The sequence below is a fragment of the Lactococcus sp. FSL K6-0773 genome (assembly GCF_038006485.1).
In the GTDB taxonomy this organism is placed as follows: Bacteria; Bacillota; Bacilli; order Lactobacillales; family Streptococcaceae; genus Lactococcus; species Lactococcus lactis.
Genome location: NZ_JBBOVF010000001.1, coordinates 384693 through 397268, shown reverse-complemented (window position 1 = coordinate 397268; position 12576 = coordinate 384693). Strand labels below are relative to the sequence as shown.

At 34.9% G+C, this 12576-nt stretch carries 9 protein-coding genes and 2 pseudogenes; 1 reads left to right on the top strand and 10 read right to left on the bottom strand.

Annotated elements, in window-relative coordinates; genetic code table 11:
• Positions 1-78: 78 nt before the first annotated feature.
• Complete coding sequence (locus MHB61_RS01975; protein ID WP_003130454.1) at positions 79-621, bottom strand: IbrB-like domain-containing protein; 543 nt, start codon at positions 619-621, stop codon at positions 79-81.
• Positions 603-1922: pseudogene (locus MHB61_RS01970) on the bottom strand (DUF3440 domain-containing protein). Before MHB61_RS01970 ends, MHB61_RS01975 begins: the two are co-directional and overlap by 19 nt.
• Before the next feature lie 274 nt (positions 1923-2196).
• Between MHB61_RS01970 and MHB61_RS01965 the strand changes: the two are divergent.
• Positions 2197-2763, top strand: a complete 567-nt coding sequence (locus tag MHB61_RS01965; protein WP_003130449.1) for a transcriptional regulator — start codon at positions 2197-2199, stop codon at positions 2761-2763.
• A gap of 47 nt (positions 2764-2810) precedes the next feature.
• Here MHB61_RS01965 and MHB61_RS01960 read toward each other — a convergent pair whose 3' ends face one another.
• The 8 genes and pseudogenes from MHB61_RS01960 to MHB61_RS01925 form a co-directional block, all read right to left on the bottom strand.
• Positions 2811-2981, bottom strand: coding sequence for a DUF3042 family protein (locus tag MHB61_RS01960; RefSeq protein WP_003130447.1), 171 nt, complete (start codon positions 2979-2981; stop codon positions 2811-2813).
• 191 nt (positions 2982-3172) lie between these two features.
• Positions 3173-4894 carry an ABC transporter permease/substrate binding protein gene (locus tag MHB61_RS01955; protein WP_003130445.1) on the bottom strand — a complete coding sequence of 574 codons (1722 nt, stop codon included), beginning with the start codon at positions 4892-4894 and terminating at the stop codon, positions 3173-3175.
• Positions 4891-6117, bottom strand: a complete 1227-nt coding sequence (locus tag MHB61_RS01950; RefSeq protein ID WP_003130443.1) for a quaternary amine ABC transporter ATP-binding protein — start codon at positions 6115-6117, stop codon at positions 4891-4893. Before MHB61_RS01950 ends, MHB61_RS01955 begins: the two co-directional genes overlap by 4 nt.
• Before the next feature lie 211 nt (positions 6118-6328).
• Positions 6329-6949 (bottom strand): GntR family transcriptional regulator, encoded by a 621-nt coding sequence (locus MHB61_RS01945; RefSeq protein ID WP_003130442.1) that lies wholly within the window; start codon positions 6947-6949, stop codon positions 6329-6331.
• Between the two features lie 215 nt (positions 6950-7164).
• Positions 7165-8322 (bottom strand): annotated as a pseudogene (locus MHB61_RS01940) (glycosyltransferase family 4 protein); the annotation flags it as partial.
• Positions 8271-8516 carry a KxYKxGKxW signal peptide domain-containing protein gene (locus MHB61_RS01935; RefSeq protein WP_098407949.1) on the bottom strand — a complete coding sequence of 82 codons (246 nt, stop codon included), beginning with the start codon at positions 8514-8516 and terminating at the stop codon, positions 8271-8273. The gene MHB61_RS01935 and the pseudogene MHB61_RS01940, both read right to left, overlap by 52 nt.
• Before the next feature lie 609 nt (positions 8517-9125).
• Positions 9126-10562, bottom strand: coding sequence for a glycoside hydrolase family 1 protein (locus MHB61_RS01930; RefSeq protein WP_137016731.1), 1437 nt, complete (start codon positions 10560-10562; stop codon positions 9126-9128).
• Positions 10563-10609: 47 nt separating this feature from the next.
• On the bottom strand, positions 10610-12520 hold the full coding sequence (locus MHB61_RS01925) for a beta-glucoside-specific PTS transporter subunit IIABC (RefSeq protein WP_003130436.1): 1911 nt from the start codon (positions 12518-12520) through the stop codon (positions 10610-10612).
• Positions 12521-12576: the final 56 nt, after the last annotated feature.

The following is a 12576-nucleotide window of genomic DNA, read 5'->3' as shown; positions in this document are numbered from 1 at the left end:
TAATAATCCTTCTTTTTTAATTTTTTATAGATAAGTTTTCAATAAGTGAATAAAATAAATTCAAAGAAACATTCAAATTCACTCTTCACTGATTTCTTCATCCTCTTCCCAATTCCAAGCCCGAGAAAATTCCTGATTTTGGAAAAGGGAAGCCAAACCACTCAACTGTTTTAAACGAAGCAACTCTTCTTTATCCATTCCAATATGTTTCATAATCCACTGGTCACTCAACCCCGATTCTACCAATTGTTGAACAATTTCCGTCATCAATTCGATTGAATGTGTGCCTCTAGCACGATTATGTCGAATGGTACTAGCAATTCTATCTTCAAGTGGACGATCAATAATCGAAACAGGTAAACAATTGCCTTCTCGTTTAGCAATTTCTTCAGAGTTTTTCATAACAAGATAACGATGAAAACCATCCACAATTTCATAAAAATCCTGTTCTTTATCGTAATAACAAACGATAGGCATTGTATAACCATCTTCCAAAATCGACCGTTCAAGTAGTTGAAATTCAGGAGGTGCTGTTCGGTTTGGATTATAAGCATTTGCTCTAATCTTCTCAATTGGTACTCGCCTGATATCATAAGCTGGACTTATAAAAATGTCTCCCATTTTTCCATTGCCTCTTGTTTTTTCTGTAATTCATCCTTCGTTTGACCAAATCCCATATACTGACAAGAAGTATCATTCTTTAAAATCGTGATACACATGCGTTTGTATGAAGGAACCAACCTAAAATTTTTAATTGGCACATCATCTGGATAATCTTTAAAGCGAATCACTTCGTATCTTTGCTTATATTTGCGCTTATTTGTTGGTGGACCCAAACGTTCAAAGTCCGAGCCAAGCTCCTCTAACTCATCAATCACATTTTCTAGTAAAGCTCCCCCAGTTTTCATCCAATAATCCATTGAAGATTTAAATTTTTTAAGATAAACCTTTCGAGTTTCCTCTGGCAATGTCTCAAGTAAAAATTCAACATAAGATTTCCAAGTATGTCCTTTAGGTAGCACAGCTCCACGGTAACCCATTGCTACAGTTCCACCATAAAGCGCTGCAAAATTTGCTCCATTAACACGACCAACTAATTTTCCCCAAGTCGCTGGCTCTAAAGCCTGATAGAGTTTTAATGAATGCACCCCACACTGATGGAAAGGATTAGCAACCCTCATTGATTTATAAGGAACTCCCGCCTGATAGTACAAATCATAAAGATGATTATAATCAAGCTCAAATTTAGCATTAGCTCGCCAGATATCTTCAAATAACCAATCATACATTGGATAAAAATTAAAGACATCTTGACTAATACGATGGCTAAAATTAGTCGTTCCAAAACGAGAAAAAGTCTCCTCGCGCGTCACCGCATTATAACGATTTAAACTTTCCTGAGCACGAATTCCCACCAAAACAGCCGTTCGTACGACCTCTTTTTCTCGATGAAGCCATTGGCAAAACTTACTTTGAAACTCATAATCAGACATTCCAACTTTAAAAAATGGAAATTCTTGATTTTCTAAACAAATAGCTTCTGGAGGAATTGAATTCAACCAAAGTTCATGATGTTCTGGGTCCCAAGGCAACCAAGTCGATTGTGACATCGAAATTCCACAAGAAGCCTATACAGGAAGACAGACGTGATAGTAATCAAATTCTGGATATTTTCCCATTGAACGTTCAATATAATCTTTAGTTTCTTGATAATTTCCCTCATAATCCAAATAAAAAGCAGAAACTTTTATCCCTTTTTTCATCCAATCATGACTTTCATAATAAAGCCGAACCAATTCCAACATCAAACCCGAATCCTTACCGCCAGAAAAGGAAATAATCAGATGGTCAAAATAACCACAAATATATTCTAGTCGATGATTAAATGCTTCATAAACATTTTCATTTTGATAAACTTTCACCTCGTCTTTCCTTTCCATTATTGATTTCATTTTTCCAAAGCGCTTCGTTAAAACTATCAACAATTATATATTACAAGAAAGCAAAGACTTTGTAAAAGTTTTTATGAAACTAAAAAATAATCAAAACAATTAATTTCTTAATAAAATAATGATATACTATTTCAAATACTAAAAAAATTATCTATAATAGATTATTTTTAATTATTTCCTATTAAGCAAATAATTTTAAAAAAGAAAGGATTTTATACTCCTCCAAGTATAAAATAGAAGCATCATGACAAAAGATACGAAAGAAATTATTATTCGCACTCTCTTAAATATCGCCTCCGAATCTCAAAAAGTAACCATTGAAGAAATCTCTAAACGGTCACACATTACCCGTACAACAATTAAAAATAATTTTAAATCAGGCGTGCCCGGTATTGTCGAATATATCTATCTGAATATTGTAGATGAAGTCAATGAACGTTTACTTCAATATAATTGTGAAGATGTTACTATTGAACTCCTTGCTGACCTTCTACTTCCGGTCCTTTGGCAACATAAAGAAGAAGCTCATATTATTTTTGGCTCTCAACTTCCTTTCCGGTTAATTGGTCCAATTAGTGATAGAACTTGGAAGTGGGCTGAAAAACACTTTAACTCTCTTATAAAAAAACATGGTTTAGCAAATTATTTTACAGCTCAAGAACTCCTAAGATACTTTAACGCTCAACTTATTACCGTTCTCACTCTTTGGTTAGAAGCCGATATTCCCATTGCATATGAAAAATTTCGTCCAAAATTTATCTTTTTTATGAGCACTCCAATCAATGAGCTTATTTTTAAAGGAACAAAATAAAAAACGTAAATCTTTCGATTTACGTTTTTCTTATTATGTTTGTTAACTTAAGGCACAATCCGTTTTCTGGCTGCTCGTTTTCTACCCATTTCAATTTGTTCTTCTTTTTTCTTGATAGGATTGATAACTTTTGCTTTAATGCCAATAGCAGTGGCAGCAAGTCCAGCTATCAAAAGTGCATTCCCTGCCAAAAAGCCTTTAATAAATGTACGATTCATTTGTCTCTCCTCCTAGTTTTATAGATAAACAGCCAAATAATAAAACTTTAGTAAAATTTCCTCATTCGACTCTACAAAATCATTTTAACATAAATGTTATAAATCTAAAAATAATAAACTTAGAATGAAATAATAAAAAACCTTCTAACTATAATGCTAGAAAGTTTTCATTAAATCTAAATCTTCGTTGATTATTTAAACCATTTATCAACTTCTTTTTGATGATCTTTAATCCAATTTTTGGCAGCTTCTTCTGGTGTTTTACCATTTTGAATATCAAGCATGACAGCTTCCATATCCTTAGTTGTCCAATTAAATTTATCTAAAACTTTATAAGCTTCTGGATTTTCTTTCTTCAAACCTTTACGAACAATGGTATTAATATTTTCTGAAGTTCCCATTGTTCCTTTTGGATCAGCCAAATATTTCAAATCATATTTGTTAAACATCCAATGAGGAGACCAACCAGTAATGACAATATCTTTATGTTGTTTGATTGCTTCACCAAGAGCTACAGTCATTGCACCTGATGATGAAGGAACAAGTTTCCAATCTTTAAGATTATCATAGCTATTAAGCGTTTTTTCACTAGCAGCCATTACACCTGCACCTGGTTCAATACCTGTGATTGTTTTATTCGCTTGATTTGTTAAATCTTCAATTGAATTAACATTCATATAACTTGGAACAACAAACCCAACTTTAGCCCCTTTAAGGTTAGGACCTAACAAATCAACAGATTTACCATATTTTTGCCATTGTGTTTTATGCGTGTTTGGTAACCAAGCAGAAACCATTCCATCTGCTTGACCATTGGCTACTGTTTGCCAAGCCACCGCATTATCTAAAGCTGTCGTTTTAACATCAAAGCCGTGTTCTTTCATCGCTTGAGTCAAAACATTGATTGATGCAACTTCTGAATCCCAGTTCATATAAACTAAGTCAACTTTTTTATCAGAGGCTGTTTTCCCAAAAGACATTCCTGAAAAGGCACCAATAATTAAAGCTAACAATGAAACTAAGGCAATTCCACGTTTCCATTTTTTAACTGTAGGATTTCCCTGTTTTTCAAGAGGAGAAACATTAAGTTTTTGTGTAAAGCGGTCAATAATAATAGCCAAAATAACTAATGAAATCCCACTTACAAACCCTTTACCAATATCAGCCGATTGAACAGCTGCAAGTACACCACGACCTAAGCCAGGCGCCCCAATCATAGAAGCGATAACAACCATAGAAAGAGCTAACATAATCGTTTGGTTAACACCAGCCATAATTGTTCCTTTAGCCAAAGGAAATTCCAATTTAAAAAGCTTTTGACGGGCAGTTGAACCAAATGAATCTGCCGCTTCAACTAATTCCGTTGAAACTTGACGAATTCCCAAGTTAGTCATTCTGACTGTTGGTGGGAGTGCAAAGATAACAGATGCAAATACCCCAGGAACAACTCCTATTCCAAAGAATGCAACCGCTGGAATCAAATAAACGAAACCAGGCATCGTTTGCATAAAGTCCAAAATCGGTTGAACGATCTTAGCCACTAAATCAGATTTGGCCATCCAAATCCCTAAAGGAACTCCAATGATGATTGACAATAAACTTGAAAGTAAGACAAGTGTGATTGTACTCATCAAATCTGACCATAAGCCCTGGTTAGCAATTAAAGAAAGACCGATGAAAGTGAATAAAGGAAAGGCAATTTTTTTACCTGAAACCAAAATGGCAAGGATAGTAACAACAGCAATCATCAACCAGAATGGAACAGCAGTTAAAGCACCTGTAATACCGTTCATCAATACCGTTCCTGATTTTTGAATCACATCAAATCCTGAACTAAAAGTACTAGTAATCCAATCTGTTGCCGATGACACCCAGTTTGCTATGGGTACTTGTCCAATAGCTAAATCAATCATTTATTCTCCTCCTCTTTTTCAATCTCCTCTACTTCGTCCTCATCAGGAATATCAGCTAAGGCCTCTAAAACACTTCCTCGAATCAATACACCTTTAAGGAATCCATTATCATCAACAACTGCTAAAGGCGTTGGGGCATCATAGATAATTGGCAAGATATCTCTTACAAGCATTTCTTTAGAAACTGTTCCGACATCTGTAGTCATCACATCTTTTAATGGTTGATTATTTTTTCTAGCAGCAATAGCTTGTTCACTCGTAACAACACCACGGAATTGACGCTTTTTGTCAACAGCCATTAGAGAGCTGACCTCTTCAGTCTTCATCTTCTTCAAGGCAACGCTTGGTCCGTCAACATCAATGTTAGTAGTTAAAGCTGGAATCATAATATTCTCTGCTGTAATAACTTTTGCACGATCTACATCTTCTACGAAAGTTTTAACATAATCATTTGCTGGATTGGTCAAGATTTCCTCACCAGTACCAATTTGCATGATTTTACCATCTTTCATGATTGCGATGCGGTCACCAATACGAAGGGCTTCGTTCAAATCATGAGAAACAAAGATAATTGTTTTTTGAAATTTTGCTTGAAGTTCAAGTAGCTCATCTTGCATTTCACGACGAATCAAAGGGTCAAGAGCAGAGAAAGCTTCATCCATGAGCAAAATCTCTGGGTCATTAGCTAAGGCACGCGCAAGCCCAACCCGTTGTTGCATCCCACCAGATAATTGTTTAGGATACTGATCTTTAAAGTCTAACAAGTTTGCATTATCTAAGGCCTTCTCTGCGCGTTTGCGTCGTTCTTCCTTTGGTACATTTTGAACTTCCAAACCATACTCGGTATTTTCTAAAATTGTTCGATGTGGAAATAGACCAAAATTTTGGAAAACCATACTCATTGTTTTACGGCGAACTTGAAGCAAATCTTCTTTATTCAATGTAGCAACATCTTGGTTGTCAATAAATATTTTTCCGCTCGTTGGTTCAATCAATCGATTAAGCAAACGCAACAAAGTTGATTTACCTGAACCAGATAGACCCATGATGACAAAAATTTCACCCTCATTGATTTCAAAATTTGTATCATAAACCCCTACAGTTGCACCGGTTTTTTTCAAAATTTCATTTTTGGGCTCACCTTTTTCAACCATTGTTAATGCGGTTTTAATCCGTTTGCCAAAAATTTTAGTTAAATGTTCAATTTTTATTTTTACTGGCAAAATAGCTCTCCTTTACTCTAACACAAGGAAGCTTAAAACTTTTTTAGAAATATAAATTCTAAATAAATAAGTTAATTAATAATTAGAAGTTTTAAGTTTCACAAGTGATTTTCTTATTTAAAGTGACCACTCAATAATAACAATATGTAGTCACTATGTCAAATAACTAAACTTAAGCTTAAAAAAAAGGCATCATTTTGTAAACGATGTCTTAGTTGCCATAAAAGAAATTTTGGACAATTTGTCCTGTATCAGAAGCACCTACAAAATATAAGGTATCTCCTTGATTTAAAGTTGCGTACGGTCCTGGCGAAACAATTAATTCTGCATTTTGCAAAATGGCAACAACTGTCGCCCCTGTATTTTGCCAAAGATTCATTTCTCCTAGGCTCAGTCCGAACTTTTCAGAGTCTTTTTCCAGTTCAAATTCAATAGGAGTTAAAGGGTTTATTTTTTGAAAATGCTCAGTTTGGTCAACCAATTTATCCAAGATGGATGAAAAATTAGCTAATTCTCTTCTCTGACTCTCCACACTCTGCATGATTTGTGTCCGTAAATCTTGCATTGTTTCCACTTCTTGATATTGAGCCAGATATTCTTGTGCCTTTTGCTTTGAAGCAATATTTACACCACTTCCATGAACAGGGTCAACTATTCCCAAGTCACTTAGAACATTGATTGCTTTACGTGCCGTTTCGGGTGAGACAGCGAAAGTTGTTGCAAGAGTTGAACGAGCGTATATTTTTTGTCCAACTTTAAGTTCATTACGTACAATTCTTTCAGCAATTTGTAATGCAATCTGCTGATATCTTGGTTGTCTCGCTATGCGCATCTAATTCTCCTCATCACAAGTCATTAAAAATCTATTTTTACCTGAACAAAATGAAATTCTTTCATATTATAGCGCTTTATCATTTATTTTTCAATCTATACCATTTAGTAAGTTTTCTCAAACTCCTAAGCCAAATATATTTTTAATAATCCTTTTTTAGCTGAAATTTTTAACAAAAAGAAGCTATAACAACAATTATTATAACATTTCCTTTTCTACTTAGATTTTTTTGTAGAGTAAATCCTTTGATCCCCTATTCCCTCTGTAATCGGTGAACGATAAGCAATATTCTTTTTGTTTGCATCGTTAATGAGAGCTTGCCAAGCTTTCCACACATTTTCTTCAGAATAACGTCTAGATAATTCATAAGACTGAGTAGACATTTTTTGTAGTTTATCTTCCTGAGTAAACAGTTCAACTAAACGGTCAGCCATTTCTTGAATTCCCTCATAAGGAACAACAAAACCATTTTCTCCATCCACTATCAACTCATTTGGTCCATAGTTTACATCATAAGTTACCCCAACCATCCCATGACTTATTGCCTCCATGAGAGATAGATTAAAACCTTCCATGATTGAAGCTAGGGCATAGACTTGGAACTCTTTTTGCAGCTCCCCAACATTATTAGCATACTTAAATTGATGCACTGCTTCTTCCATATGGTATTCTTTTATCGCAGCATTAATGGCCTTTTGTGCTGAATCATCATTTCGATGATCAACATAACCATAAAAATCTAGCGTAATATCTGGAACAGTTTGTCTTGCAATCCCTATCGCCCTAATGATATGATCAATTCGTTTTTCAGGTGCAACACGTGCAGTCACCAAAACGCTATGCACTTTACGCTCCTTCATATCAATTCGCTTTTCTGAAAAAACTTCATTTGGAACAACTCCAACAGGAATAGTAAATAATTTGCTTTGAGGATTAAATCGTTTTGAAACATCAAGTGTTTGTTTTTCTGTTGCTGAAACAATAGCATCGTAACCATTTGAATTCATCAATCCAAACTCATAAAAGTTATTCATGACCAAATGCATGGGCTCTTGGGCATTTCCAGCATGTGAATTATGCAAATGAAGTACCGTATAGGCAGGTCTTTCTAAATTCAATAGTGCCCAATCTGCCAAATGAGTTCTGTCCATAATGAAAATATTTGCTTTATCACCTTGCCAGTATTCCTCATTTAATAAATCAAGAAAATGAAGCGTTAACTCATCAATGTTAGCAAAATTATAGATTGCGCCTTCAGAACTAAGCAACCGCCAACCAGTTTTGTCATATTTCATATTTCCATCATATTTATTAAATGTTTCTAGTACTGGTTTACCATTAATATCCAGCCAAACCTCCGTACCAATCTTATTATAGTGTTATCAGCTCCAGTTTGTTGGCCTGGTAAAACTTGGTCAGCTTTTACGCTTGGTGCAGCAATCGCTCCTCCAGCTACAATCAAGGCTAAAACTGACGAGGCGTAAAGCCATTGTTTTCCTGATTTCCATGTTCTGAAATTTTCATGAACATGGACATTTTCAGGGATTTTTAGGTTTTTTTTATTCATTTTTATTTTTCGCTCCTAACAATAAAATAATAATAATTTATGACAGCTTATTCATTATAACTATCGAATATTTCGACAATTTTATTTATAAAAAAATTCTGGATAAGTTATCAGAACTTTCGTTTATGAATTAAGTATTCTATTTTTCTTCTACCAAAGGCTGGAAATCCTCTAATAGTAATAGCTCTCATTCTCACTACTTTATCCTTTCCTTTCTTTTTTAACTAAATCCAACTATTTGCTTCAATAACTCGGTCTTTTTCTCTTCTATGGTTATAAATGATAATAAAGACCTTTTAGGGAATACAAAAAATTCCTTAGATTGAATTATACAACTTTATTTCTTTTATTTCAATACATTTCTCTTGTTTGTTTTTCCTTTAATATAAATTACTATGGTATTTCTTTGAATACACCTGCTTTTTATCGCTTTATCCACAAGGCCTAATGGTAGTGGGTATTCTTTATACGCCACTCAATCTGCTTTATTACTTTTACGTTACATCATTATTTTTTTACTTAAGTCAAATAAAAAAGAACTATTCAAATAGCTCTTTTATATTTAAATGCAAAATAGAAAAAATCCTCATCAAAAAGATGAGGATTTTTTTACAAGTTGGTAGCATTTGAAGCTATTACTTCTTTATACCAATCAAATGATTTTTTCTTAGAACGTTTTTTTGTTCCTTTTCCTTCGTCATCTAAGTCAACGTAGATGAATCCATAACGCTTACTCATTTCTCCTGTAGATGCTGAAACTAAATCAATACATCCCCAAGGCGTGTAACCCATTAGGTCAACGCCGTCTTCAACTGCTTCATTCATTAATTGAATGTGTTTTTTGAGATAATCAATACGATAATCATCTTGTATCGTTCCGTCTTCTTCTACTTTATCAATTGCGCCTAAGCCATTTTCGACAATGAAGAGCGGAACTTGATAGCGACCGTATAAATCATTAAGGGCATAACAAAGTCCGTCAGGGTCAACTGCCCAACCCCATTCGCTTTCTTTTAAGAAGGGGTTTTTAACTCCTCCAAGAACCATATTTCCTGAAGCTTGAACGCCTTCCCCTGTTTTTGATTCTACAGTCGACATATAATAACTAAATCCTATATAATCAACTGTTCCTTCTTTTATTATCTTTAGATCTTCTTCGGAAATTTCAAGTGCATCTGCATTTACTCCGTGTTTACGGTGAAGTCGATTCGTAAATGCGGGATAGGCTCCTCGAACTTGTACATCATTACAGAAATAATTAAACTCTTGAATGCTTTCTTGTGTTGCTAATTGATTTACTGGGTTTGCATCGAACGAATAAGTTGTTGAATAAATACTCATACAACCAATTTGTAAACTCTTATTCAAGTCATGCCCAAATTTTACAGCTTGAGCACTTGCAACAAATTGATTATGCCAAGCTTTGAAAACATTAGTTTTGTCATCTCCACCATTAGATGGAACAAGTCCTTGACTTAAACCTGAAAAGAATGTTGCTGAATTGATTTCGTTAAAAGTCATCCAATATTTCACTTTGTCTTGATAACGTTCTAACAAAACTTTTGCAAAACGGACATAAAATTCGATTAGTTCGCGATTTTTCCATCCTCCATATGTTTTAGCTAAATTAAGTGGCATTTCATAGTGGGAAATTGTAACCACTGGTTCAATTCCATATTTCAAACACTCATCAATTAGCTGATCATAAAAAAGCAAACCTTTTTCATTTGGAGTTGTTTCATCTCCCATTGGAAAAATTCTTGACCAAGCTACCGAAAAACGGTAAGCTTTAAATCCCATTTCTGCAAATAATGCAATGTCTTCTTTAAAATGATGATAATGATCAATTCCATCATGATTTGGATAAGTAAAATGTTCAATATCAATCGTCCAATCAAATTCAGGACTTGCAAGAATTGCCAATCTTTCTTTACCTCCTGGCATTGCATCTGCTACTGAGAGCCCTTTACCATCTATATCATAAGCACCTTCTAATTGATTTGCTGCCGTTGCTCCACCCCATAAAAAGTCTGTTTTAAATGTCATTTTATAATTTTCCTATCTAATTTTTAAAGTTTTTCATCAATGCTATTTTAAACTGGATTTGCCACTAATTCAGTTGTTTGTGCATTAACTGCAGTTAGTAACACTTCATTTTGATGAATCGTCGATTGATTTGTAACTAAAATGTCCATATAATCCTGAGTATTTGTTACAATGATTGGAACTTGAGTACTGTATCCCGCATTTTGAATACGCTCAATATCAAACTTGAGGAGTAAGTCACCTTTTTTTACACTCTGTCCTTGTTTTACAAAGGTTTCAAAGTATTTTCCTTCAAGTTGGACAGTATCTATTCCGATATGAATGAGAAGTTCAGTTCCCTCATTTGAAATTAAACCTACTGCATGTTTAGTTGGGAACAAAATCATAACCATTCCATCAAATGGAGCACGAACCTCACCTAGTGTTGGTTCAATCGCTGCTCCTTTGCCCATTACACCTGCAGAAAAGGCTGCATCTTTAACTTGTGATAGTGGAATAACTTTTCCTTCAAGAGGGCTTCCAATTATTTCTTTATTCGTTTTTTGTTTATTAAATTTTTTGTCAGGGATTGGATTTTCAATAACATCATCTTCAAATCCCACAAGATAGGTTACTACAAAGCCTGCTATAACTGCTACAGCTGATACAATCATCATTTTAATCGCGCCTGAAACTTCACCTGTAAGGGTAATATTAGATGTAAAACTGAAGATTCCCAAAGCTCCCATTGTGTAGGCTTTAATTCCCAAGGCCATGGCAACAGCTGATAAAATTCCACTTACGATACATGAAACCCAAAATGGACGTTTCTTAGGGAGGGTAATTCCGTAAATTGCTGGTTCTGTAACACCAAACCAACCAGAAATAAAGGCTGGTATTGCTAATTCACGAAGTCGTTTATCTTTTGTTTTTAGCATCACTGCTCCAACAGCTCCAGTTTGCGCAAACGATGCAACACTTGCGGCAATTAAAAGCGCGGTTGGTTCTCCTTTTGCTAATGCGATAATTGCAAATGGAACAATTGCCCAATGTAGTCCAAACATGACTAAGACTTGCCAAGCAAATCCTAGCACTAAACCAAAGATAATAGGATTAAATCCTTGTAATGCTAGTAAACCTTTGCCTAAAGCATCTGAAGCAAGATTCATTACTGGTCCAATAACTAGGAAGCCTAGAGGAATTGAGATGATTGCCGTAAAGAATGGTGTCAAGAAAAGCTTTACTACATCAGGAATAATTTTCTTTAACTGGTGTTCTAAAAATGCTGCAAATGCTGTAATGGCAATAATTGGCATTACAGAAGACCCGTAGCCAGCAGTTGGTACTGAAAAAGGAATTCCAAAGAGGCTTAATCCGCCACTTTCTGCAAATGTTTTTGCAACTGTTCCGTCTACGAAACCTGGGTAAACAAGTGCTGCGGCAATCATCATTCCAACAAATGGTGAACCATTAAATTTTTTCATTGAAGTATATCCAATGAAAATTGGTAGGAAGAGAAATAGACCATCACCCATTGCATTAAAAACAGCATAGGTTGCAGACGCTTGAAAACTTTGTCCCAAGGCAAAGGATAAAATTGCATTAACCCCTTTAATCATACCCGCTGCTGCTAATGGAGCTAATATTGGTTGGAAAATTCCTGAGATCAATTCCACAAATTGATCGAAAAGGTTTCCTTTTTGTGTAGAGTCTGCTGGTGAGGTATCAAGTACCCCAAGGACAGCATCTACATCTGCACGCACTTCTGGTACATGATTCCCAATAACGACTTGGTATTGGCCGCCAGATTGCATTACTGTAACTACACCATCCATATTTTTCAGGACATCGGTATTTGCTTTTTTCTCATCTCTGAGTTTAAAACGTAACCGTGTAATACAGTTAATCACTGAGATGACATTTTCTTTGCCACCTACATTTGCTACAATGTCTTTTGCAAGAGCTTCATATTTGCCCATTACAAACCTCCAAAATAATATATTTTTTAGAGGTTTCGCCAACTTAATGTCACGAT

Bases quoted from the DNA above. Each gene is read 5' to 3' on its own strand.
- MHB61_RS01975 (WP_003130454.1), bottom strand. From the start codon at position 621: ATGGGAGACATTTTTATAAGTCCAGCTTATGATATCAGGCGAGTACCA.
- MHB61_RS01965 (WP_003130449.1), top strand. From the start codon at position 2,197: ATGACAAAAGATACGAAAGAAATTATTATTCGCACTCTCTTAAATATC.
- MHB61_RS01960 (WP_003130447.1), bottom strand. From the start codon at position 2,981: ATGAATCGTACATTTATTAAAGGCTTTTTGGCAGGGAATGCACTTTTG.
- MHB61_RS01955 (WP_003130445.1), bottom strand. From the start codon at position 4,894: ATGATTGATTTAGCTATTGGACAAGTACCCATAGCAAACTGGGTGTCA.
- MHB61_RS01945 (WP_003130442.1), bottom strand. From the start codon at position 6,949: ATGCGCATAGCGAGACAACCAAGATATCAGCAGATTGCATTACAAATT.
- MHB61_RS01935 (WP_098407949.1), bottom strand. From the start codon at position 8,516: ATGAATAAAAAAAACCTAAAAATCCCTGAAAATGTCCATGTTCATGAA.
- MHB61_RS01930 (WP_137016731.1), bottom strand. From the start codon at position 10,562: ATGACATTTAAAACAGACTTTTTATGGGGTGGAGCAACGGCAGCAAAT.
- MHB61_RS01925 (WP_003130436.1), bottom strand. From the start codon at position 12,520: ATGGGCAAATATGAAGCTCTTGCAAAAGACATTGTAGCAAATGTAGGT.